Here is a 22,657-nt window from a genome sequence, read left to right as displayed (position 1 = left end):
ACCTTTACACATTTTTCTGATTTTCAATATAACGTTCTATCGTGTCCTCTGAAATAGGACCAACGGTACAACAGAAATAACTTCTTGTCCAAAGAGAAGGAAGTCGGCTCTTTAGTTTGGGGAACTTTTCTCTTAAAACTCGGCTACTTCTACCTTTAAAATCTTTAATGATCTTATGAAGCAATAGTCTAGGGTCAAATTCGATAAAAAGATGAATATGGTCTGGCATAACTTCTATGTATTTAATGGTTACATCTTTTTCTTTCGCTACTTCGTATAACACTTTCTTCAACTCGAAGGCAATTTCTTCTGTCAAAACCTTACGTCTATACTTAGGACAAAATACGATATGATACTGATTTTTATAAACGATACCATCTTTATGAATATATCCACTCAACATAATCACCTCTATTAAACTATACCTAATTATACCATATCATTAGTTTATTATCTAATGAATTACTACAGTTTAATGTTTTTTTAGTATATTCATAGAGGGCGCAATTCATCACCATCAATAAATTAAAGGGCTTTCTTGCGCTAATGTTGTAAAAATTAATAGTCTTGTGAGGTTACAGAAAAGGAATATGCTATAATAAGTGAGGAGGTGATTTAAATGAAAACTGAAGAAATGTTTCGTTTATTCATGGAACAGATTAAAGAACTAAAGCACGATATTAATAATGTACATCAAGAACTGAAACATGATATTAATAATGTACATCAGGAACTAAAACAGGATATTAATAATGTAAATCAAGACATTAAAGACATGAAGAATGATATTAGTGCTATGAAAGGTCAACTCGATCGTATTGAAGAAGCACAGCAACAAGAAGTGTTTGGGATGTTAAAAGTAGTTGACAAAAAAATAACAAATGTTTCATATGATATTGATTATTTGCGCGAACAATCGAGTCGACATGACATGGATATTGAACGAATAAAAAAACAAATTCGGAGCTAATTGGGGCCTGTCCCTAACTGTAGGAATAGCCCCCTCATCCACGTATTATTATGATGTTTTTCCTACTTAAATACACCCACACCATTTGCTGATTTCACATCAACCGTAAGAGTAAATCTTCGTCCTGTAATTCCTTCAAGTATATCTTTAATAAAATTGCTGTATCTAGTTTCTACCCAATCACGTTGGAACTCGTTGTCTGCTAATATTATTAATGTATCTTTATCCATTTCTTTGTATCCCTTAAGGTTAGCCAACCATGTTTCAAAGCTAGGTTTCGACATCTTCGCTTGCGCAATAGTTAACACTTCATTAAGGAGATCAGGTGTATCTTCTTCATTCAAATTACTATTAATCACTTCATTTTCTGGAATTGATAGTGAAGCAACAACTTGAGACAGTTGATTGTTCGCATTAGATTTACTTTGCGATAAATATTCTTCGATAAGAGAGCGAGGAATTTGGTCAAGTGACTTTTCAACACCTAATTGAAAGGTGAGCAACTTCAATACACTTTGTACCTCCTCATCATGATAAAGAAGTTTCCCCTTTCTTGGCATTTCCCACTTTTCAGGGAGAAAACATTTTACGGTATCGTAATCGACAAGCTGTGGCTCTAACTTCAACTCTAATTCAGGTGTATTTTTTTGTGATTCAAACTCTGGTTGAACGATAACTTTTTGTTCACCCATTGGCATTCTTTCCTTATCAATCTCATCGTTCATCTTCCCATCGCCCCCTCATAAGAAATCATTCAAAAATAATGTTAAATTACATGCAATTCTTCTGCAAGTGTAAAAACGTTTTGGGTTACTTCTTTAGTTATTCCCAAACAATTAATTGGTATTTCTCTCCAATATTATCATTTCAAACTTTCACAAACAGCTAAAAAAACTCCTGTTAAATAAGTATATTTAACGCATTCTAAAAGATGGAGTGAGTCATATTGTGAAACTAATGACTTCATGGAGGGAAAAGGCTTTACATAGGGATTGAAAAGTAGCAAAACAGATGATTTTAAAAAGATTTTCTTTCATTGACATTCAAGAATTAACTGGCTATACTATAGCGGAAATGGAGTGTTAAAGGGACAACTTAATCAGGTTTTGTAAAAACTCTTACGTAGAAGTGAGTAGCTAACCATCGACAGAAATAAACACTCAGACCCAAAAAACAATGAAAATATTCAGAAATTTCTTCACTCCATCAAAACAAGTAAAGGTGAAAACTGAAAAATTTTTCCATCATTAAATTTTTTTAAATTTTTTTATTTTACCTATTGAAATTTATAAAATTAGTTGTTACTCTATAAAAGCATTATTGGAAAGCAAAATATTCCATATATCACTTCTTTCCATGCAGATAATACTGACCACTTCCATTTGGAAGTCAAGGCCATACGGACAGCCGGGTCTAATGCCGACTGGCAACTTAGTTGCCTTATTGATTGAGTTAAAAGCTCAAATTTTATAAGTTGGTTACTTTATAACCAGTGCATTTGCACAACAACTTGTGAAACGGTCAATAAGAGTGCTAAAAGTAATTATTTGCTATATAGACTCTGAGCCTATTATGATATATTTTGAATATTAAGAGCTTTCTATTATACTGTTTTTGGACTTTTATGATAGATGTATACATATGTCTATATCATAGTATACTTATGCTTTTTAATATGATTGATAATGTCTTAAGCAAGTGTTGTGCGCAAGTGTTGCGTGTTACACTTGTTTTTTTGTTTCAAAAAGTTACTTTAGGGGTACGTCTCAAGTAGTCATACACTCTTGTGTGTTGTGACATCCCCTCTTTAATTTGAAAATTCGTTTAGTAAGGAGTTTTGTAGAATGGGAAAAGCACTTATTATTGGTTGTGGTGGCGTAGCATCAGTAGCGATCCACAAATGTGTACAAAACAGTGAAGTATTTGAAGAAATTTGTATCGCAAGTCGTACAAAATCAAAATGTGACGACCTTAAAGCGAAATTAGATGGTGGAAAAACAAAGATTACTACTGCACAAGTTGATGCAGATAATGTTGATGAGCTTATTGCTTTAATTGAAGAAGTTAAACCCGATGTCGTAATGAACTTAGCACTACCATATCAAGACTTAACGATTATGGATGCTTGTCTTGCAACGAAAACAAACTACTTAGATACAGCAAATTACGAGCCAGAAGATACGGCGAAATTTGAATATAAATGGCAATGGGAATACCGTGAGCGTTTTGAAAAAGCTGGGATTACTGCCCTATTAGGAAGTGGATTTGACCCTGGTGTAACTGGAGTCTTCTCTGCTTATGCTCTCAAACATTATTTTGACGAAATCGAATATATCGATATTCTTGACTGTAATGCTGGAGACCATGGGTATCCGTTTGCTACTAACTTCAATCCAGAAATCAACATTCGTGAAGTTTCTGCGAATGGTCGTTATTGGGAAAATGGTGAATGGGTAGAAACGAAACCGATGGAAATCAAGCGTGTCTACAACTTCCCTGAAGTTGGCGAGAAAGATATGTACTTATTGTATCATGAAGAACTTGAATCTCTTGTAGAAAACATTCCTGGCTTAAAACGTATCCGCTTTTTCATGACATTTGGTGAAAGCTATTTAACTCACTTAAAATGCCTTGAAAATGTCGGTTTAACGTCCATCGAGCCAATTGAATACGAAGGCAAACAAATCGTACCGCTTCAGTTCTTAAAAGCGTTGTTACCAGATCCAGCTACTCTTGGGCCACGTACAAAAGGAAAAACAAACATCGGTTGTATATTCCAAGGGAAAAAGGATGGTAAGGACAAAACTTATTATGTATATAATGTTTGTGACCACGAAGCGTGCTTTAAAGAAGTCGGCTCACAAGCGGTTTCTTATACAACTGGCGTACCTGCCATGATTGGTGCGATGATGCTAATGACAGGTAAATGGAACAAACCAGGCGTATACAACATTGAAGAATTTGATCCAGATCCATTTATGGAAGCATTAAACAAATGGGGACTTCCATGGAAAGAAAGCTTTGATCCTGAGCTAGTAGATGGGAAGCCTGCAAAACAAAAAGAGCTGGAGTTTGTTCGTTAGATGAAATTTGAAGAACTACCGACACCATGCTATGTAGTAGATGAAGCACTTCTTGAAAGAAATTTACAAATCTTAAATGGGGTCATGCAACGCACAGGATGTAAAATTGTTTTAGCACAAAAAGCATTTTCCATGTCTCACTTCTACCCTCTCATTGGAGAGTATTTAAGTGGTACGACAGCTAGCGGCCTATACGAAGCGCGTCTAGGGCACGAAGAAATGGGCAAAGAAAATCATGTCTTTGCCCCTGCCTACCGTGACGATGAAATCGATGAAATTGTTTCGCTTTGCGATCATATTATCTTCAATTCTTTCTCACAGCTTGAAAAATTCAAGCATAAAGCACTTGAAGCAGGAAAAAAAGTCGGCTTACGCATTAACCCGCAATGTTCTACTCAAGTTGGCCATGCGATTTATGACCCTTGTTCTCCTGGTTCAAGGTTCGGTGCTTCAACAGAGCAGTTTCGTCCTGACTTACTAGAAGGTGTGACTGGGTTACACTTCCACACTCTTTGTCAGCAAAACTCGGACGATTTAGATACAACGCTTCGAGCTGTAGAGGAAAAATTCGCTGAATGGCTTCCGCAAATGGAATGGATTAACTTCGGTGGTGGCCACCATATCACGAGAGAAGACTATGACATTCCATTACTCGAAGCTAGTATTAAAAGAATGCAAGAAAACTATGGCTTAAAAGTATATTTAGAGCCAGGAGAAGCCGTTGCCTTAAATGCAGGCTACTTCATTACATCCGTACTTGATACCCATCAAAACGGAATGGACATTGCAATTCTTGACACGTCCGCAACTTGCCATATGCCAGATGTATTGGAAATGCCATACCGCCCTCCCCTATTCGGTTCCGGAGAAGCTGGTGAAAAGCCATTTACATACAGACTTGGTGGGCAAACATGTTTAGCAGGTGACGTCATCGGCGATTACTCGTTCGATCAACCTTTGAAAAGCGGCGATCGCTTAGTATTTGGCGATATGGCCATTTATACGATGGTTAAAACGACGACGTTTAACGGCATGCCATTACCAGCAATTGCGGTAAAAGGTAAAAATGACGATTGTAGAGTTGTACGTGAATTTGGCTACCAAGATTTTAAAATGAGACTCGCTTAAGAGATTCATTAATTCGTCAAAAGGAAGTATATACAAAGCAAGATAAAACCAGATTCTAAACAGAATCTGGTTTTTTATGGTATAATAGAGCAAACGTATAAAAAGAGGCTGATCGTTTGTTGTATAAAACAGTAGAGTTCCAAAATGTCGTGGGCCAGAAGGTTAAAGTTGTTGATATTCCTGTCGTTGGACGCAGTCATCGCTATTATTTCATGATTCAAGCTCGTTTACAGATGTTTATTACTCCATTGTACAATCAACCACAAACAACAAGCTGCTTTTCCTTTCGTGACTATCTGAAGAGAAAAATGAAATGGTCTGACTTCCAAAATTTATATACTAATGATAATCAGTGGAACAACAACGAATCACTAACCAACTTTCCTACACCTAGTAGAAACAATCACTTTTCTTCAAAAAGCTGAAATCCAGAAGCGTAAAAGCTACTGGATTTTATCATTTCTTATCCCAATCGCAAGACAAGACTTTTACATTCCAAAACCTTTAAAAACCTATGTCTAAAATCAATCTCCCTGACTACATCTTGGCTTAGAGCTTCATCACATAATGCCCCAACGTTCATATGAACGGCTTTACCCATTTAAATTTTTCTCAATTAATTTTCTAACATTAATTTTTCTAGTTGTAACGGCTCAATATATTTTCCTGCTTTATAAGCTCTCATATTACCACCTGAGATTTCATCGATCAAAACAATTTCTCTACTGTCCCCAACACGGCCAAATTCGAATTTTATATCATATAATTCTATTTCTTTTTTCGCTAATTCTTCCTTTACGACATTTCCAATTTGCTGTGTTAAGTCTTTTAACACCTTGTATTCATCTTTTGAAAGAATACCTAACATATGAAGAGCATCTTCCGAAATCGGTGGGTCTTGACGCTCGTCGTCTTTTAACGTCACTTCTACAAATGCATCTAATTCTTGTCCTTCCTCAGCATACATACTGAAGCGACGCAAGAAGCTTCCCACTGCTCGATAACGACAAATAACTTCAAGCCCTTTACCAAACACCTCAGCTGGTTTTACTGTCATTGTTCCTTCTTCAATGTTTGCATCAATATAGTGTGTTGGAATTCCTTTTTCTTTTAATGCTTCAAAAAAGAAAGCTGTTAATCGAAGACCCGCTTTCCCTGCACCTTCGATTGAAAGTCCAACTGTGTTAGCACCAGGGTCAAATACCCCGTTTTCACCTGTTACATCATCTTTAAATTTTAATAAATAATTGCCATCCTCTAAGCTATAAACATCTTTCGTCTTACCAGTATATGTAAGTTTCATCCATCCTTCATCCTTTCTAGTAGTAAACTTCTTTCAATAACTATTATGAAGTAAATTGTCATATAAACCAATAAGATGTCAGAAAATATTTTGTTAAAAATAAAGTAAAACTTCCATCAGTAATGTTTTCCTCTTCCCACTGAAAGTACTTTGAGTACAATTCAAATTTAACAAGCTTACTTTTTGCTTTTCGTTCTCAAGGAGTATTAAGATAATAAGAAAGAAGAAAGAGGTGTTGAGATGAAATCTGAAGAACAATACTTTGTAGAAGGAACATCGATTCAACAATATATGGATGAAATGAGTAAGTTAAAAGATGAGAGTTTGACTGTATATCAGCAATTCCATCTCCCTGCTGATGGATTCGTTGAAGAACTTCAGCAGCATCAACTTCATTTCTTAATAATTACCGAGGACTGGTGTGGCGATGCAATGATGATTAACCCTGTCCTTCGGAAAGTGGCGGAGGCGGCATCAATTGATATGCGAGTTGCGTTACGAGATGCAGACACCGATCTGATTGATCGTCACTTAACCAATGGCGGTCGTGCCATACCGATCATTTTAATTTTAAATGATGAAGGACAATTAATCGGAAAGTGGGGCCCTCGTGCTCCCCAAGCGCAACAAATCGTTGATGAAGTTCGAGCGTCACTACCACCTAAAGACGATCCTTCTTTTGCCACAAAACAAAAAGAAATTTTTGCTTCGTTAACAAAAAGATATGTAGAAGATCCCACTCTTTGGTTGTATGTTTATGAAAGTTTTAAAGAGACGATCTTGGCTATCCTTAAGCCCTCTAAATCGATTTAATCCGACATCTACTTCTGTGGCATTCCACTTCAAATAGGTACATATGTTGATTATCATTATAGTAATAAAACAGGAACCGATCCATAGGGTTGGTCCCTGTTTTATAGATTTGAGAAGAGTAAAAACCAGATATAGGAACTTTAAAAATTCCTGTTTTTTGTGGCCAAAGGGACTTATCGTTCACCCAAGATTGCCATCCTTCCCACAGTTCGTTTCTCACCCTAAATATAAGCTTTCCTACAGGATCAATTGTTCCAGCTGATACACCTTGTAATTGTTGATAAGCAATAAGTTCATTTATGCAAACGAAACATGACGGAGACACTGACCGTTACTTCGTTTGAACCCGACTATTTTTCGTACTATAATAAAGAAAACCATATAAGGAAGGGTGTATCATGACCAAACATCGTATCTATACAATGAGTTTCGCAAGTGTCTATCCACATTATGTTACGAAGGCGGAGAAAAAAGGACGTACAAAACCAGAAGTCGATGAAATCATCCGTTGGTTGACAGGATATAGCCAGGAAGAGTTAGAAGCGCAATTGGAAAAGCAGACAGACTTTGAGACCTTCTTTGCGGAATCTCCCCAACTGAATCCTTCGAGGGCTTTGATTAAAGGTGTGGTCTGCGGTGTCCGAGTAGAAGACATCGAAGAACCAACTATGCAAGAAATTCGCTATTTAGATAAGCTTATCGATGAGTTAGCAAAAGGAAAAGCGATGGAGAAGATTTTGCGGAAAAAATAATTAAAAACAAAGAAACACTGACTCTATTTATAAAATTAATAGAATCGTTGTTTTTATTTTCATTGCCTTACACCACCTAAGTAAATACATGTAGTTATCTCCTGATAAACTACAACCTTTTTTTATTAACCTGCTAGTCACTTAAAGTACAGTTATTAATACAATCCTACCCCCCTCTAGTAAAGAAAAATATCTGTAATACTGACGATTACGCATCATTTCATCCCATTTCTTTGTTATTTAATAATTGGAAAAATAAAAGGGTTCCTGGTATCACATAACAGGCACCCTTTTATAGGTTAATCTATTTCTATGACTTAACAAATGTGTTTAAAAACATTGGAATGAAGAAATTCGTCTAAGATCAATACCGAAATATACCCAATTAAATCCAGTCCAACGCCAACCTGAAACAGACGTTCGTCCTACAAAGACTGGGTAAAACCAAAACTGTTGTCTATTAGTTAACCATACATAGGTGAAGCGGAACAAGCACCCACGTATAGCACCTGGATCGACTGCAAACAAACCAATTTCTGGTGCGGCTGGAGTATATGCTGGTGGTGGTGCAGTTGGTGGTCCTCCTAGTCCTGGGGGTCCTGGCGGCGTGAAAGGCGGTCCTGGCGGTCGTCCAGGGGGGCCAAAAAGTCCAGTAACTCCTCCTACAAAGGGTCCCCATATTTGAAACTGTCTTTGTTGATCAAAATCCTCAGTCATGTTGTGATCTTGCCACTGTTCACCATAAGTTGGATATGAAACATTTTCATATCCGCTTATTCCACATGAACAATCTTGGTGATAATTATATTGATTCAAATGAAAGCCTCCCTCTAATTAGGTATTTATCATATAGGTCAATATCATCCTATGCTGGTAAATACCCAAAACATCTTGTCCCTAAATAAATAGGCGATCGTTTAGAGGTATATATATGGGGACCTTGATCCCATAAAATTAAGTTACTTTCACCTTTCTTCTTTCATAAAATACAAGAATATCGAAAATATTGCTAGGATTAATGGTACGTAGATTGCCCAAGGGAATGGAGGATGCTTACTCAAAAACCATACCTCGGGATAAAGTAAAATGGCACTGACCAACATCCAAATCCAAGAACGCATGATAAGGGCACATACAAAAAGAATGACCGAAGCGATAAGCAAAGGATAAAACAAACCTAAAGTTCCCAACAACAAGCCCAATACCTCTTACAAATCTTCCCTCCCCTTACCTTTTATTTGTTTTCCTTAAGGTGGCTTTCATCGTCCATTAACGCTGTTTTCATCATTGGCATCATTAACGTATCAACGATTTGCTCTACATAAGCACGGTTAAATGGTTTTCCAATCAACAAATTTCGATACGTGATTAATGCTGGCCCGATGTCAGCCAAAAGGTCTAGTTCACATTCTTTGAGGGTGTAATTTTTCCTTAAAAAAGGCTTTACAACCGATTCGATAGCATTTCGGTGGCGCCTGTAGAAATCTTTTTTAAGTGTTTTTTCTAACTTCTCATGAGAAGAAGCAGCGGAGTGAATGGCTGTCATAGCCTTTTGGTATTTATTATTGTCACATTGAAAAATGAAAGAAAGCATATCCACCAATTGACCACGCAATCCTTGGTCTTTGTTCAGCTTCTCTTCCAGCTTTTCAAATGGACTTATTGATCTAGCCGCATCCAAGACTAGTTCGGTTTTCGATGCCCAACGTCGATATATCGTTGCCTTTCCCACTTTTGCCTTTGCTGCTACAGCGTCAATAGTTAACGAATCATAACCATTATCCGCCAACAATTCCAGAGTGGCTGTTAAAATCACTTTACTGCGGGACAAATCCAGTGGTCTCCCGCGCTTGCTCTCTTCTTGTTCCTCATTCTGTATCGACATAGGGGCACACTACCTTTCATCCCGTTAAATCGCTTTCATCCTTATTGTTTATTTTAGCATCGTTTTCAGTATGAATTCAAATACGATACTGTTGCGTTTCGTATTTGATGATGGTACTATTATTTAGCGGAACGATCGCGTTTCGTATATATGGCTAGATTGGAGGATAACGGTATGGCTATTACAGCCCAAGATAACGTAGAAGCTACAGAAACGAAGAAACCCGAGGTAAACCCGATTCCAATCGTTGCTGTGCTTCTTTCAGGCGCATTTGTCGCCATTTTAAGCGAAACAATTTTAAATGTTGCCTTGAATGCCATTATGGCTGATTTTGGCGTGGCATCAAGTACCGCACAATGGCTGGTCACTGGATATATGCTTGTAATTGGTACATTAATTCCGATTTCGGCTTATTTTATGCAACGCTTTACGACGCGCCAACTGTTTATTACAGCGATGTCATTATTTACATTAGGAACGCTGATCTCGGGGGTTAGCCCGATATTTGCGATACTTTTAGTTGGTCGTTTAACACAGGCAGTCGGTACCGCAATTATGATTCCACTATTGATTAACACTATTCTCGCCGTTATACCTATCGAACGCCGCGGGGCAGCAATGGGGATGGTTGGGCTTGTGATCATGTTTGCCCCAGCGATTGGTCCGACAGTGTCTGGTCTAATTGTAGAAAACTTTACTTGGCGTTGGCTATTTTATTTTATTCTTCCTATTTCGCTTGCTTCCTTATTATTTGGAATGAAAGTGTTGACGAATATTACTGAGACATCTAAACCGAAACTTGATGTGCTTTCCTTTCTCTTATCAACGCTCGGTTTTGGCGGTATCGTTTACGGCTTTAGCGCCGCTGGAAAAGGGGACGCAAGTTTTGCCGATCCGCTAGTATTTTCATTTTTACTAGTTGGTTTTGTTTCACTTGGTTTATTTTGTTGGCGCCAATTAAAGGTGGAAACACCCTTATTGGACATTCGAGTGTTCCGTTATCCGATGTTTTTAATTGGTGTCTTGATGGTCATGCTCATCATGATGACGATGTTTGCCATGATGCTGGTCATGCCAATTTATATGCAAGGAGCTCTATTATTCAGTGCTGTAACAGCAGGGCTCGTATTATTGCCAGGTGGATTATTGAACGGTGCGATGTCACCAATAATGGGACGGCTATTTGATAAATTTGGGCCCCGCCCGCTATTGATCCCTGGAACCATCATCCTTGCCGCAATTGTTTTTACGTACCGCTATACTGTACCTGGAATTCCAGTATGGGTAGTTGTTATCCAACAAGCCATCCTTATGGTTGCAGTTGCAATGATTATGATGCCTGCGAATACAAATGGATTGAACCAGCTTCCTCCAAAACTATATCCACATGGCACTGCTATTTTTAATACTTTAATGCAAGTGTCTGGTGCGATTGGAGCTGCGTTGTTTATTTCCGTCATGGAAACTGGTCAACAAAGTTATTTTAATAACAATGGGATTATTAACCCAACTGCAGAAGAGGCGATTGCTGCACTCACCTTTGGCTCCCAGCAAAGTTTTGCGACTGGTTTTTACATGGCGTTAGCGACAGTTATCCTTGCCCTATTTGTTCGTAGGAGCAAAACATCCTAATAGCATAAATCAAAAAGATGTGTTTCATAGACACATCTTTTTTGATTCAGTAAAAAGTTGAAATTCGTGCTATACTATTGTACCAATAAAACAATTATTCCTCCGTAATTAATCCATCTTCGAATGAAATGTATTGAAATTGTGTTCTACCAAACTTTTTATAAGTCATTCTTACTTCGCTAATATCTTTATCAAAATTACTATCTGTTAACTCCACTCGTAAAACTAAATAAAAATCATCAATAACTTTAAACCCTTTAACAGGAATTAGTTCCTCAATGATCCCTTCTTTAATAGCAAATTCTTCATCAACTTGTCCATAGCCTCCTAAATTTATAAATGGTTCAATTCGTAATTGGTCATCTTCTTTCGCAACAATTGTTCCATCTTCTTTAATAAATTCTATCTTTTCAAGTGTCGGATTACCAATACCTTCCCATCTAATAAGATAATCAAGGTAAAATGTTTTACCTTCTATAAAATGATTTTTTCCTAAGGTAGTATGACTCCACTTTGTAAACTCTCCTTCATGACTTACATACTCAAAAATCCATACAAAACTAATCGCTAGTATGACGACAATAAACAATATAAAAATATTTTTCTTCATATATAAATCTCATCCCCGCCCGCCATTTTATGAAAAACCATCTTTAATCTATTGAATAATATGAGATTAAGTAAAATAACATTAACTTTATATTAGTTTAGTTGATTTTAGTAATTATAGTTTTTTTAATATGTTCTTTCACCGCTAAGTCAATGAGGCCGTTAGCACCTACTCGTATTTTTTTTCTGTACAGAATACGCCCTCCTTTCTTTTCTCCAAATCCCTAGCAATCTCCTCTAAAGGACCATTCACTTTCCCTACTTAGAGGAGACTGTCTATCTAATTTTTTGTGGATCTCATCTGTGCGATACCTCTTCCATTTCTAAATTTTTAGTTACCATTATAACTTGGATCACTTTACCGCTGAAACGTTTCCTAGAACCATTTATAGTTTGTCTTCATAGAATACTAGTAGAAAACAAGCAAAAAATTAGACTAAAGGAAGGGAAAAAAATGAATCTAGAAAGGAATTTAATTTTACTGGCTGCGGTTTCCTACCAAGCTAATATGAGAATTCACCGTCGCGGTAAATATACAACTCCTCATGGTTTTCATGAAGTGTCTTCATTAGCTAGTGATGAGTATCCTTTAGCAGGGTTTATTATAGAATCGCCTCATGAGATTATTGTTGCTTTTAGAGGAACAGAAGAACCGATTGATGTGATCGCTGATTTAGATTGGATTCGAGTTCCGTACCCGTTCGTTGACAAGGCTGGGATGACGGAACGGGGGTTCACGAGAAACTATCAAAGCATACGAAAAGATGTGATCAAAACGCTGAGAAACTTATCTTCAGATAAAAGATTATATATTACAGGACATAGCCTAGGCGGTGCCATTGCTACACTTGCTGCATTAGATATTGCCTCTAATACACCTTTTACACAACCTCTTGTTTACACTTATGCATCACCTAGAGTGGGAAATCCTGAATTTGTTAAGGCTTATAATCAAGTCATTGATCATAGTATTCGAGTCGTAAACACCAACGATATAGTTCCTCATTTTCCACCTACAACTATCCCACTCCTTAATATCTCGTACCGTCATGTCGACAAAAGATTTCCTATTCATTTTCAAACATTTAGCATTCGAAGAAATCATGAAATTGAATTTTACTTTAAAAGATTATGTAACATGTTTAAAACCGTCTGTATCGATGTTTGTCACAAAAACAAAAAGCTCTGTCCTCCTTCAAAAGATGGTATTTTCCTAGAATTTGATTAATAATCAATTTTGGATAGTTCCCTCATCCCAACTGATAAAAGAGCCATTCTAAAAAAGATGGCCCTTTTCTACTTTTAAAAAACCATTTCTCTTCATTTCTTTAGTAATAAACATGTGGATCAGCTTAAGACTGTATTTCTATATCAATTATTCTTCAAACAATTTTTCTCCACGGTGAAGCCTGATCGCAATTTTCGCTGTATGGGACGTATCCCGCGATGTTGGTGCGTGAGCTGCTAAATAACGAGTTGCGGCAATGATCAATGTTTGCTGTGCCCGCTTTGAAATCACAGAGTCTTCCTCTTCCCAAAGACGGTGCTCTACTACTGCCCCTTCATACATTTGGAACGTATGGAATTCCGCATTTTCCCTTAATAAGGCATGGCCGAGGATGTTAAAGAAATCCTTCACATCTCCACCATTGTTTAAGAAATTCACGACCCATTTCGCGGCCTCATCTGTTTGTTGTTGTTGATCTAAGAGGTCTAGAAATACATTAGGGTCTTCCTTTTTCCCCGATGATGGATCCGCTGCAGGTATTCGTGCCGATGGAATATTAAGAAAACGATCTAAATAGATACTCATCGCCCCGTGAAAAATAGCGCGGGTGAGTTCAGTTGTTGTTGACCTCCTTAATGCTTGGTGAACAGCATGCGCATGCGTAAACGTATGAAGCACCGTGTCCCAATCTCTGAATTCGTTTTGAACATGAAAGCGGGCCACCCTTTCCGCCGCTGCTAGCGTTACTAATCGGGCAAGACGAACAGGTGATATCCCTTTTTGTAATACATCCATTAACATCTCTACTGTTCTTACAGGATCATCGCTCAATAACTGTTCTAGGATTTGTTCCTCATTCTCAAAGCCTGATTGATCATGTGCATTTATTTCTAGATTTTCTAACGCCTTGAACGCTTTCTGTAACGGTTTCACCAAATTAACCGGGGCCTGCCAGCTATGAAATTCCTCACTTCGACTAGCATTCCTTAATTCTGGTAATAAGGAAGTGAGAATATATTCTTGTTTCTCGTCTTGCAACTGCGACAGCATTTCGAAGGCTTTGTTATGGAAATCTAAGGTGTGACCAACATTCATATAAAAATGATCAGTAATAGCCGTCATCATCATGTCGGATAGCTGTTCTGTCGTTGCCCCTAACTTTATAGCTGTTAACAAGACCCTTTCCGCCCCTTGGATATCACGAACCTCAATATTATTTCTATACCATGTGGCTAACTGAGACATTTTTGGAAGTTCGTTATCTTCGTTTAAAGGTAACGGGCCTAATAAAAATCGTGTCCCCATCCCTGTACTTTCTCTCGCTACATGCACTAGCCCTTGATATAAGGCAAGGATTTTTCCTGTCTTATCGAGGTACGGTAGAATATTGATCATCGCCGTTAAAATCGTAAGACCTGATCCCCAGCCATTCCAACGGTGTTTTGTACCAAATTCAACTCCGATTTTTGCTATTTCTTTAGGGTCTACTCCAGCTTCTACTAAACCGACCACAGCTTTTGCAATCACAAGGCGAATATTTTGCTCTAAACCATCTTTAAGTCTCTTCTTCAGTTTGACTATCGTTTGCTTGTTTATAGGTTCAGGAGTGATCCATACGTCCCCCTCTTTTATTTCAACGGGATAAGTAGGAACATCGTCCGCCCAAGGGTCTAACGTTCCCCCGCTTTTTAAGTCAAAACGTGCGTGATGCCAATGGCACGTGAGAATCCCATCACAGCTGCTCCCCATATGTAATGGAAATCCGAGGTGCGGACAACGGTTATCTACTGCGTATATACTGTTATCATGATAGATAACGGCAATCCCATGCTTTCCCCCTTTTACCACCTTTACGCCTTGATCTTTCAACTCTTTTTCCGAACAAACAAACACCTTTTCACTCATTTGTTTATACCCTCCTCGAAGAAAAATATTACTTTCACCCACAAGTAGTTTGTACGAATATGGTGAAATGGAGTGATGATCTAATAATCAAAGCCTATTTTTTCTATTGGTTTTCCTTTAATTATTACTTGAAAGTGTCCAACTTGGTAGCAAGATTAACAGGAATGATTTTTCAAGCACAATATTTTGTTTATTATTATAAAGGTACCTAAAATACTACTTCCTTTTTTATGCGAATTTTTCCTGCTTTATAAGTTAAAAGCTCTAACAAGGAGGCATCAAGCTTAGGACTCTGAAGTTCTTAAACCCTTTTTAATAACAAAATAAAAGGGTGATCCTAGGATTTTCCCTAGACCCCCTTTGTTTTTATCGATTGATTTATTAATTGTTATGGATTGGTCGACCACAATCCAGCTGATTTAATGAATACACGTGGATGGAGCTTCAACTGAGCAACGATAAATTCAGCTAAGTCCTCGGGTTGCATCACTTTTTCAGGGTTACCGTCCGTTAAGTTCTCTTTAAAAGCAAGCTCTGTTGCAACTGTACTAGGTGTTAAAGCAGAAACGCGGATATTATGTTTACGAATTTCGAGTGCTAGTGACTCCGTTAAGCCAAGAAGCCCGAATTTTGAGGCGCTGTATGCACTTGTTACAGGTGCCCCTTTTTGACCAGCAGTGGAAGCGATATTAATAATATCTCCGCCATTTTTTTCAATAAGCTGCGGAAGAACCGTCCTCGTAACGTAGTAAGCGCCCATTAAGTTAACATCTATCATATTTTTCCATTCATCTGGGGAAAGATCGAGAAAGCCTCCGAACTTTCCTGTTCCTGCATTGTTAATCAATATATCAAAAGAACCCAGTTCACTCGCGAGGGCTTCAACTGCTCTTTCCACTTCCTCTAATGAAGCAACATCTCCAGTCGCGTAAGCCACTTTTACTCCTAGCCCCTCCATTTCTGCTGCAACCCTTTTTAAGTCAGCCTCTGTTCGAGCAAAAAGACCGACATTCACCCCTTCTTTAGCAAGGGCGATAGCAACTGCTTTGCCAATTCCTTTACCGCTCCCAGTAATCAATGCTGTTTTTCCTTTAATGGATTGTACCATGAGTAATAACCCCTCTTCTTCATTTTGATACCTTTTGAACACAGTTATTATGGTACAATTGCTCCAATCTCATGTGGTAAACGCCCTATTTTTGAAAAAATTACCTAATAGTCGTAAAAGTCTCAACATCCCTTGAAATTGCTCTCTTGATAACCAATGAGATAGTAGTAATATTGTTTATCCACCATAGCTTCGTTCACTTCACTATTCACCTTTAGTTCATCGATACTTAAAATTGTGAAAGTTTTTTTTATCTTGATGTTCTTCTAGAACAACTTTGAAGAACCACTTCAGACATTTGTGCACACTATTCCTCATTCACTTTACTTCTGTAACTGATTTTTTCCTTAATTAAAATTACACCGATCAAACCTATCATAGAAAAAACAACTGGAGTGATGAAACCGTAGTAATATCCATCAATGACACTACCCGAAATCGCCTGAAAATGATCCAATACTTTTCCAAAAATACTCGGCAGCAATACAGCACTTAAAAACCCACCTGTATTCGCAAACCCAGAGACAATGCCTGATTCTTTTATTGGAAAAGATTGACGAACGGCAGCAAATGTTAATGCATTTGCCCCATATGCAAGGCCAATCGTAAAGAACAGGGCTGTTAACAAGACAGATGGCGGATTCCCGTGAAAGAAAAGAAAAATCGACCAGCTCAATACTAGAATGAGGTGTACAACAATATATGGCCTTTTGATAGCGTTTAACCGACTAGAAATCCATCCAGCTAATGGAGCACCAATCAACGCTCCGATTAGACCAATCATCATAAGCTGACTGGCATCCTGTAGTGTCATTCCGTACACATTCATTCCAAAAGGAACTCCCCACGAACTGATAAATCCAACATACGTTCCGACAATTCCAAAGTGACATAAGAACAAGGCCCATGCCTGACGATTTGAAAATATTCTCCGTAGTAGCACCCACGTTTTTTCCCGTTGTCTTTCTTTTTTTATAAATACCGCTTGTTTTGGTTTTTTTATGAGTACAAAATAAAGTAGAATGCCACATAAGCAGAGTAGAAGCCCCGCAGAAAAGAATGCAGGCCGCCAACCAAGTAAGTCAATCCAAAATGCGAATGGAACTGTTGCTAAAAGAAAGCCTAGACTTCCTGTCATAGCTGTAACCCCAATTAACCTTGTGAATTCCTTCGCATTAAACCAATGGCTCAATATTAACACCATATTGACCCAGATGGTTGCATCCCCAACGCCTATTAAAATTCTGGCAATAAATAGGATATATTCATGCGTACCAAGACTATAAATAATGGTGCCTATACCAGTCAGCATGGCACCCATAATTAAAAAAAAATTAGGTCCATAACGATCTGCCAAAAATCCCATCGGAATTTGCAGCCCAGTGTACACAAAAAATTGAATGCTTGTCAGTAACCCAATGGTTGTTGCTGTCACATTAAAATCGAACATAATTTGGTCGGTAATCAAACCTGGTGCAGTTCGTTGGCTCGACATTAATAAATAAGTAAACAATACAGAAGCAAATACAATCCATCGAAATCGGGTGTTTTGTCTGTCCAATGATATCTACTCCTGTTAGACTTTTACCCTATATATATGGTTTTTATTAACGAGAGGAACTAAAATTTTTATAAGTATATTTGATGGTTTGAATTAAGATTAGAAACCCCTTCAATGGATGAGTACCACCATGTTAATATGAAGTCAATTTCTCTTTAAAATAACTATTATGTTTAACATCGATAAAAAAGGATAAATAGTAACTAACATAAATTAAAGGGAGTGATCATTATGACAAAGAAACAATCCGAGAAAAAAAAACGAAAAGATTTAAAAGGCCGTAGACTCGACAATCCTGATTTAATAGCTACGGAAAAGGAAAGTATTTTCGATGCTGATGAAAAAATGCAAACGGTTGATCCAATCCCAGTAGAAGAATTAAATGAAAAGGTAAAAGATGAGAAAAATCACCGCGCGACAAAATCTACTTCTTCTAGCGAAGACCGATATCCTGATTAAACGTTTAACCTAATATCCATCCAGAAAACCTAGAGTTGATATAACTTTTAGAAATGTTAGGGTGGGGATTAGCATATTATACGTAAGACTGCCACTCTCATGGGAAAATATTAAGTATGTATCCTAGCTCTAGATTGTTAGAAGGTATAATAAATCAGCTTAACCTATTTAAAAACCGCTTATATCTTAGAGTTTTACTTTCTTAGATATAAGCGGTTTCCCATTATAGTTCATATAGTTGCTGTCTCTTCCCCTCCTCAGCCAGTTGTATACGCAACAAACATGGAGAGGTTTCCCGTAATCAAGCCGCCGACTCGGAAAAAAAGGCCGCTCGGTTCGCCGTTAATCACATGGGAGCCGATTAATAATTTTCCACTGTAAGGTCCGTCCCATGTATCAATGGTTTGGTTGGGCATTGGGAAGTATTGTTGAAAGACGACGCGCTGATCTTGGTAATACTCGACGTCCTCGTCTAGCACTTGACCTTCAGAGACAATCTGGATGCCGCCGCCTTCACGGCCAAGCACTGGTTTTTTCACATAAGATTGCATCGAATGGGCTGTCTCGTAAGTTGGTAAAAAGTATTTCTCAATCACCGCTTGTTCGGAACTTGTATACCACTCTTTTTTCTTTTCCGTTATGAAAGCAAGGATCGCTTTTGACTGCATCAGTAAACTGGATGGGGGATTAATCACTTTGATTTTATCGTTCATGATGTGGACAAGGAGCTGCTCGCCAATTTGTTCTCCTGTTGGTCCTTCCTCTTCTAGAAAATATTCAAGAGGATATAGGCGGTACAAAAAGTCAATTCGTTCTCCCCTTGGTGTTCGGACGTCTTCTTTTTCAACGACTATTTTCTCAAGTGGTATGTACTCTGCTTGTTGTGGGTAGAGACTCATTAAATAGTGAGCGGTCGCTTTATCCTCATCGTGCCAGTCTGCGCAGGTGAAATAAAGGGTATCCGAGCTGGCGATGTTATAATCGCGAATGATTTGATCCCAGGCATTTTTGATGTTAGCTGCAATTCGTTCATTCGGATTTACACTTTTGTGCTCCTTACAAATGATGTCCTGTGCAATCGCTGCTTCCACGATCCCGACGGGGGTATCGGTGTTGCCCTCTATGACCTTTAAGCCACCTGCGGAAGCAATGAAATCATATCTTGTAAAATAAGAAAACGCCGATTTTCCCCCTTTAAATAAAAGATCCCAAAGAAAAACAGAGATACCTGTTTTATGAACAATCGAACGGTCCTTTGACATCTGTTCGTAGGTTTTTCGAAAAATATCATGGACGGCTCTTGATGCGTTCTCTAACTCGCGAACAAGTGATGGTGGAACAATGAGTAATGAATCACTCATGTACTGGTTATCCTCATAGTTTTCATATAGACTAGCCCAAGTAAAGCCTTTCGCCGCTACTTTCCGCTCGAGCTCTTCCCACCTTTTTAAGTAAGCACTAGGTTCAAATGGTTCGGTTAATGATTTGTATGGAAGCATCTAGATCCTCCTTTTTAAAAGCTAATATTGGCAGCGACAATCAGGCCGACTAACACCGAAACACCGCCTAGAAACAGACCTACAGCCACATTGCCATTTTCCACTTCTTTCGCTAAACTTGTATTTCGCGTAAACACACATTCGATGACGATATGTAATACAATTTGAACAATAATCGCAATAAAAGCCCAAATCACTAAATCAACCAAGTTGATCGAGTGAATAACAGCTGATTGCAACACGACGACGAGCCCTGCCATTTTCCCTAACAGCTTTAAGGCCACTGCCGCATTACCGCTCCGAATTTGATCCCGTTCCGAGTATGGTGTGATCATTTTAAAAATATAAGTTCCTATGACAAATAACACGAGAGATACCGCTAAGTAAATCAAAAAATGATCCAAGGTTTGTAGATAATAGGTTAGATCCATTCGCGTTCTCCTTTCACCCCGCAAGGTAAGAAATAGGATAGGTTGTCCGTAATTTGCGCACCCGCTCGGTAGCCAAATGCACTTGCTTTTTCATTAATAATAAAACTTCCAATTAAGAGGTGAGCTTCTTTTTTGCCAGCTTCTGTTGCAATCAAGGTCTTCGGAAGACAGGCGTACTTTTGATAGATTTTTATATAGTGATTGTAGGTCGTTTGCTTGGAAGAATGAAGGGTCTTGCCGTTTTCTCTCACGACGATCGTATCACCTTCGCGGCCAAAAGCGGGCTTTTCGACATAGCGTTGGTTCTTTTCAATAAAAGGTTCTTCATCTAAATATGTCGGCAGAAAATAACGATCAATCGTCTCATGTTCGTCTGCTGTAAAAAAAAGGTGCTCCTGCTCATGCAATCCCCAAATCCCTGCCATAACCGCCTTACTCTGCATTAAAAACGCCGATGCAGGGTTTAACATTCCCACTTTTCTCTCGTTCACCAAATTCATGCACTCGATTCCAATCGGAAAATGGTCAATAGCCACATCCTCCAATAACGCTTCTAATGGATAGGTGTGGCGGTAGAGAATATCAATTTGATTTCCTGCTCCGTCATACACACCTCTTCCTGCATCTACTTTGAGTTGATGCAGCGGAACAAAGGCTGCTCCTTTAATCTGCGCCGTTTTCATCAAAAACTTCATTGTTTCGCGATCTTCGATATCCTCTTCATGGGCCGTAAATACTACATACGGGTGGCCCGTTACCCCAATTTGTTTCGCACAATGAAAAATACTGTTCCGTAGTGCTTTGCCTAAATACTTCGCTTCCTCATCATTCGGGTCGTCCATGCCAAACTGCTCAGCAACAAGTCCATTCACCTCAAAAAGCTCGCGGATAAAGGTTGGCGTATCTGAGTTAAACTCAATCATTTTTAAGCCTTCTTCTGTTTGAACAAAATCAAATCGCCCGATCACGGTTTCATACGGAAGAAGCGACAGCTTGAGAAACGGCAGTGCTTTTTCGGGAAAACCGAGATCGATGAACGTCTCATCAGGAGCATGCCTTAGCATTTGAGTAAATTTTTTATAAATTCGATAAACCTCGTTGGTTGCTTTTCGAATTGAACAGACTTCTTTCGGCTCAATCGGGAAACAATCGTACAAAGCGTACTCCTCCCCGTACAAACGATCCCAAAACGACGGAATGGTTGAATAAAAGGCGTCTCGCTTATCCACCAAAGCGTCCTCCTTCACCCATACCTGAGCGAGGATTGGTCACTTGTGGATTTCTTGGTTGATTCGGTTGACTAACATTTCCATCTGTTCGCGGTGGCGTGACCGCAGGCTGTCTCGTGCGCGTACCCCCACCAGCCGAGGCTCTCCCCACCAAGAACGCAGCCATGGTCGGGAACCACATACCGCCATAGTAATAATGGCCATAGTTTTCATTGCCCTCTTCTACACATTGATAGCCCTCGGCTTCCTCATCCCACGTCCACGTATCACAATCCGCCTCTTCTGGCGAAGGCAGTAAATTCGGGTCAGGCTCGACATTCGGCTCTGGCTCTGCTGGTGTGGAAAACAATTCATCTGGTAGCGCAGGCGCACAAGCCGTCAGTCCCATTAATGCCACACTTGAACTAAGCAACCCTTTCAAAAGCTTTTCGGTTCTTGGTTTCTTCATGTTAACACCTCTTTGAAGGTTATACGGATAACTAAAGTGAAACTTCCATCAGTGAGAGTTTTCCTCTTCCCGTACTGATAATTAGTTGAGGCCCACACAATGTAGGTCTCAAAGACGTTGCCATAGGACGTGGCGCCTGTATCTAGTCTGTGTTCATTTAGTTGTTGCAGGAAAAGCATGATAACTCATCCTAGTTGTTGTTGTTATTTTAACCAAAAAAGGTAAGAGGTTATTAGGATTAATCTTCTCTGGTACTATTGGTGCTCTAGTTAGTTGTTGCAGCTTTTATTCAGCGCTCACATTATAAATATTATTTCCTATCCTATCGAAAATTAGGTCAGTTAAATAAAATTACCACCCAATAAAGTTGGGCTGACATGTTTAAACTTTGGATTACACCCACTTTCTTATCGTGGGCAATTTTGATCTATCTGTCTTTTTAACCCCGTGTTTTAATTTCGATATTGGAAACTTCTTCATAAGTGTACATTGTATACCTTTCCCATTAGTGCTAGAGATAATTATAGTTGTAACGTTTTTCTATCCTGATTGATTTGCCGAGCAAGAAAAAAAGAGCTGCCGTAGCAACTCTTAAATATCCGATAGTTTAATAA

General features: G+C 38.5%; 22 protein-coding genes. 9 read left to right on the top strand and 13 right to left on the bottom strand.

Features of this window, described 5'->3' with window-relative positions:
* Window positions 1-4 precede the first annotated feature (4 nt).
* Complete coding sequence (gene tnpA, locus BK574_RS02700) at window positions 5-403, bottom strand: IS200/IS605 family transposase (protein WP_078427387.1); 399 nt, start codon at window positions 401-403, stop codon at window positions 5-7.
* 216 nt (window positions 404-619) lie between these two features.
* Between tnpA and BK574_RS02695 the strand changes: the two genes are divergently transcribed.
* Window positions 620-970: a DUF2746 domain-containing protein gene (locus BK574_RS02695; protein ID WP_078427386.1), complete on the top strand. Its 351-nt coding sequence runs from the start codon at window positions 620-622 to the stop codon at window positions 968-970.
* Window positions 971-1,032: 62 nt separating this feature from the next.
* Here BK574_RS02695 and BK574_RS02690 read toward each other — a convergent pair whose 3' ends face one another.
* Entirely contained in the window at window positions 1,033-1,695 is a 663-nt protein-coding gene (locus tag BK574_RS02690; protein WP_078427385.1) for a DnaA N-terminal domain-containing protein, read from the bottom strand.
* A gap of 1,119 nt (window positions 1,696-2,814) precedes the next feature.
* Between BK574_RS02690 and BK574_RS02685 the strand changes: the two genes are divergently transcribed.
* The 3 genes from BK574_RS02685 to BK574_RS02675 all read left to right on the top strand — a co-directional run bounded on the left by BK574_RS02685 (window position 2,815) and on the right by BK574_RS02675 (window position 5,606).
* The gene (locus tag BK574_RS02685) at window positions 2,815-4,053 is read left to right on the top strand and encodes a saccharopine dehydrogenase family protein (RefSeq protein WP_075386561.1); all 1,239 of its coding nucleotides are present in this window, start codon (window positions 2,815-2,817) and stop codon (window positions 4,051-4,053) included.
* Window positions 4,054-5,181 (top strand): carboxynorspermidine decarboxylase, encoded by a 1,128-nt coding sequence (nspC, locus tag BK574_RS02680; protein WP_078427384.1) that lies wholly within the window; start codon window positions 4,054-4,056, stop codon window positions 5,179-5,181.
* A gap of 116 nt (window positions 5,182-5,297) precedes the next feature.
* Window positions 5,298-5,606: a DUF2535 family protein gene (locus tag BK574_RS02675; protein WP_075386559.1), complete on the top strand. Its 309-nt coding sequence runs from the start codon at window positions 5,298-5,300 to the stop codon at window positions 5,604-5,606.
* A gap of 191 nt (window positions 5,607-5,797) precedes the next feature.
* Here BK574_RS02675 and BK574_RS02670 read toward each other — a convergent pair whose 3' ends face one another.
* A complete protein-coding gene (locus BK574_RS02670) occupies window positions 5,798-6,484 on the bottom strand; it encodes a phosphoribosylaminoimidazolesuccinocarboxamide synthase (protein WP_078427383.1) in 687 nt (228 codons plus the stop codon).
* A 240-nt stretch (window positions 6,485-6,724) separates the two neighbouring features.
* Here BK574_RS02670 and BK574_RS02665 point away from each other — a divergent pair, with 240 nt between their 5' ends.
* Together BK574_RS02665 and BK574_RS02655 are read left to right on the top strand one after the other, a co-directional pair.
* On the top strand, window positions 6,725-7,297 hold the full coding sequence (locus tag BK574_RS02665) for a thioredoxin family protein (protein WP_078427382.1): 573 nt from the start codon (window positions 6,725-6,727) through the stop codon (window positions 7,295-7,297).
* Between the two features lie 398 nt (window positions 7,298-7,695).
* A complete protein-coding gene (locus BK574_RS02655) occupies window positions 7,696-8,049 on the top strand; it encodes a DUF2200 domain-containing protein (RefSeq protein WP_078427380.1) in 354 nt (117 codons plus the stop codon).
* 330 nt (window positions 8,050-8,379) lie between these two features.
* Here BK574_RS02655 and BK574_RS02650 read toward each other — a convergent pair whose 3' ends face one another.
* Entirely contained in the window at window positions 8,380-8,766 is a 387-nt protein-coding gene (locus BK574_RS02650; RefSeq protein WP_078430762.1) for a hypothetical protein, read from the bottom strand.
* A gap of 517 nt (window positions 8,767-9,283) precedes the next feature.
* A complete protein-coding gene (locus tag BK574_RS02640) occupies window positions 9,284-9,934 on the bottom strand; it encodes a TetR/AcrR family transcriptional regulator (RefSeq protein ID WP_078427378.1) in 651 nt (216 codons plus the stop codon).
* Window positions 9,935-10,108: 174 nt separating this feature from the next.
* Here BK574_RS02640 and BK574_RS02635 point away from each other — a divergent pair, with 174 nt between their 5' ends.
* Window positions 10,109-11,566: an MDR family MFS transporter gene (locus BK574_RS02635; protein ID WP_078427377.1), complete on the top strand. Its 1,458-nt coding sequence runs from the start codon at window positions 10,109-10,111 to the stop codon at window positions 11,564-11,566.
* Window positions 11,567-11,660: 94 nt separating this feature from the next.
* Here BK574_RS02635 and BK574_RS02630 read toward each other — a convergent pair whose 3' ends face one another.
* Window positions 11,661-12,176, bottom strand: coding sequence for a hypothetical protein (locus BK574_RS02630; RefSeq protein WP_078427376.1), 516 nt, complete (start codon window positions 12,174-12,176; stop codon window positions 11,661-11,663).
* A gap of 453 nt (window positions 12,177-12,629) precedes the next feature.
* On the opposite strand from BK574_RS02630, the gene BK574_RS02625 reads away from it, so the two are divergent.
* Window positions 12,630-13,403 carry a lipase family protein gene (locus BK574_RS02625; RefSeq protein WP_078427375.1) on the top strand — a complete coding sequence of 258 codons (774 nt, stop codon included), beginning with the start codon at window positions 12,630-12,632 and terminating at the stop codon, window positions 13,401-13,403.
* Window positions 13,404-13,550: 147 nt separating this feature from the next.
* Here BK574_RS02625 and BK574_RS02620 read toward each other — a convergent pair whose 3' ends face one another.
* The 3 genes from BK574_RS02620 to BK574_RS02610 all read right to left on the bottom strand — a co-directional run bounded on the left by BK574_RS02620 (window position 13,551) and on the right by BK574_RS02610 (window position 17,977).
* Window positions 13,551-15,308 carry a Rieske (2Fe-2S) protein gene (locus tag BK574_RS02620; RefSeq protein WP_078427374.1) on the bottom strand — a complete coding sequence of 586 codons (1,758 nt, stop codon included), beginning with the start codon at window positions 15,306-15,308 and terminating at the stop codon, window positions 13,551-13,553.
* A 388-nt stretch (window positions 15,309-15,696) separates the two neighbouring features.
* Window positions 15,697-16,416, bottom strand: coding sequence for a 3-ketoacyl-ACP reductase (locus BK574_RS02615; protein ID WP_078427373.1), 720 nt, complete (start codon window positions 16,414-16,416; stop codon window positions 15,697-15,699).
* A gap of 307 nt (window positions 16,417-16,723) precedes the next feature.
* Window positions 16,724-17,977 (bottom strand): MFS transporter, encoded by a 1,254-nt coding sequence (locus BK574_RS02610; protein WP_078427372.1) that lies wholly within the window; start codon window positions 17,975-17,977, stop codon window positions 16,724-16,726.
* 231 nt (window positions 17,978-18,208) lie between these two features.
* On the opposite strand from BK574_RS02610, the gene BK574_RS02605 reads away from it, so the two are divergent.
* The gene (locus BK574_RS02605) at window positions 18,209-18,436 is read left to right on the top strand and encodes a hypothetical protein (RefSeq protein WP_075386549.1); all 228 of its coding nucleotides are present in this window, start codon (window positions 18,209-18,211) and stop codon (window positions 18,434-18,436) included.
* Window positions 18,437-18,693: 257 nt separating this feature from the next.
* Here the strand turns inward: BK574_RS02605 and BK574_RS02600 are convergent, their stop codons facing one another.
* The 4 genes from BK574_RS02600 to BK574_RS02585 are packed head-to-tail and all read right to left on the bottom strand — an operon-like array spanning window position 18,694 to window position 22,007.
* Window positions 18,694-19,935, bottom strand: a complete 1,242-nt coding sequence (locus tag BK574_RS02600) for a glutathionylspermidine synthase family protein (protein WP_078427371.1) — start codon at window positions 19,933-19,935, stop codon at window positions 18,694-18,696.
* A gap of 14 nt (window positions 19,936-19,949) precedes the next feature.
* Window positions 19,950-20,366 (bottom strand): DUF350 domain-containing protein, encoded by a 417-nt coding sequence (locus tag BK574_RS02595; RefSeq protein WP_078427370.1) that lies wholly within the window; start codon window positions 20,364-20,366, stop codon window positions 19,950-19,952.
* Complete coding sequence (locus BK574_RS02590; RefSeq protein WP_158211504.1) at window positions 20,357-21,595, bottom strand: glutathionylspermidine synthase family protein; 1,239 nt, start codon at window positions 21,593-21,595, stop codon at window positions 20,357-20,359. The genes BK574_RS02595 and BK574_RS02590 overlap by 10 nt, the downstream gene beginning before the upstream one ends.
* Entirely contained in the window at window positions 21,588-22,007 is a 420-nt protein-coding gene (locus tag BK574_RS02585) for a hypothetical protein (protein ID WP_142247871.1), read from the bottom strand. Before BK574_RS02585 ends, BK574_RS02590 begins: the two co-directional genes overlap by 8 nt.
* Between the last annotated feature and the right edge of the window lie 650 nt (window positions 22,008-22,657).

Source organism: Alkalihalobacterium alkalinitrilicum (genome assembly GCF_002019605.1).
Classification (GTDB): domain Bacteria; phylum Bacillota; class Bacilli; order Bacillales; family Bacillaceae_F; genus Alkalihalobacterium; species Alkalihalobacterium alkalinitrilicum.
The sequence above is the reverse complement of the archived record's forward strand: the minus strand, read 5'-3'. Positions and strand labels throughout refer to the sequence as shown.

Bases quoted from the DNA above. Each gene is read 5' to 3' on its own strand.
- tnpA (WP_078427387.1), bottom strand. From the start codon at position 403: ATGTTGAGTGGATATATTCATAAAGATGGTATCGTTTATAAAAATCAG.
- BK574_RS02695 (WP_078427386.1), top strand. From the start codon at position 620: ATGAAAACTGAAGAAATGTTTCGTTTATTCATGGAACAGATTAAAGAA.
- BK574_RS02690 (WP_078427385.1), bottom strand. From the start codon at position 1,695: ATGAACGATGAGATTGATAAGGAAAGAATGCCAATGGGTGAACAAAAA.
- BK574_RS02685 (WP_075386561.1), top strand. From the start codon at position 2,815: ATGGGAAAAGCACTTATTATTGGTTGTGGTGGCGTAGCATCAGTAGCG.
- nspC (WP_078427384.1), top strand. From the start codon at position 4,054: ATGAAATTTGAAGAACTACCGACACCATGCTATGTAGTAGATGAAGCA.
- BK574_RS02670 (WP_078427383.1), bottom strand. From the start codon at position 6,484: ATGAAACTTACATATACTGGTAAGACGAAAGATGTTTATAGCTTAGAG.
- BK574_RS02665 (WP_078427382.1), top strand. From the start codon at position 6,725: ATGAAATCTGAAGAACAATACTTTGTAGAAGGAACATCGATTCAACAA.
- BK574_RS02655 (WP_078427380.1), top strand. From the start codon at position 7,696: ATGACCAAACATCGTATCTATACAATGAGTTTCGCAAGTGTCTATCCA.
- BK574_RS02650 (WP_078430762.1), bottom strand. From the start codon at position 8,766: ATGACTGAGGATTTTGATCAACAAAGACAGTTTCAAATATGGGGACCC.
- BK574_RS02640 (WP_078427378.1), bottom strand. From the start codon at position 9,934: ATGTCGATACAGAATGAGGAACAAGAAGAGAGCAAGCGCGGGAGACCA.
- BK574_RS02635 (WP_078427377.1), top strand. From the start codon at position 10,109: ATGGCTATTACAGCCCAAGATAACGTAGAAGCTACAGAAACGAAGAAA.
- BK574_RS02630 (WP_078427376.1), bottom strand. From the start codon at position 12,176: ATGAAGAAAAATATTTTTATATTGTTTATTGTCGTCATACTAGCGATT.
- BK574_RS02625 (WP_078427375.1), top strand. From the start codon at position 12,630: ATGAATCTAGAAAGGAATTTAATTTTACTGGCTGCGGTTTCCTACCAA.
- BK574_RS02620 (WP_078427374.1), bottom strand. From the start codon at position 15,308: ATGAGTGAAAAGGTGTTTGTTTGTTCGGAAAAAGAGTTGAAAGATCAA.
- BK574_RS02615 (WP_078427373.1), bottom strand. From the start codon at position 16,416: ATGGTACAATCCATTAAAGGAAAAACAGCATTGATTACTGGGAGCGGT.
- BK574_RS02605 (WP_075386549.1), top strand. From the start codon at position 18,209: ATGACAAAGAAACAATCCGAGAAAAAAAAACGAAAAGATTTAAAAGGC.
- BK574_RS02600 (WP_078427371.1), bottom strand. From the start codon at position 19,935: ATGCTTCCATACAAATCATTAACCGAACCATTTGAACCTAGTGCTTAC.
- BK574_RS02595 (WP_078427370.1), bottom strand. From the start codon at position 20,366: ATGGATCTAACCTATTATCTACAAACCTTGGATCATTTTTTGATTTAC.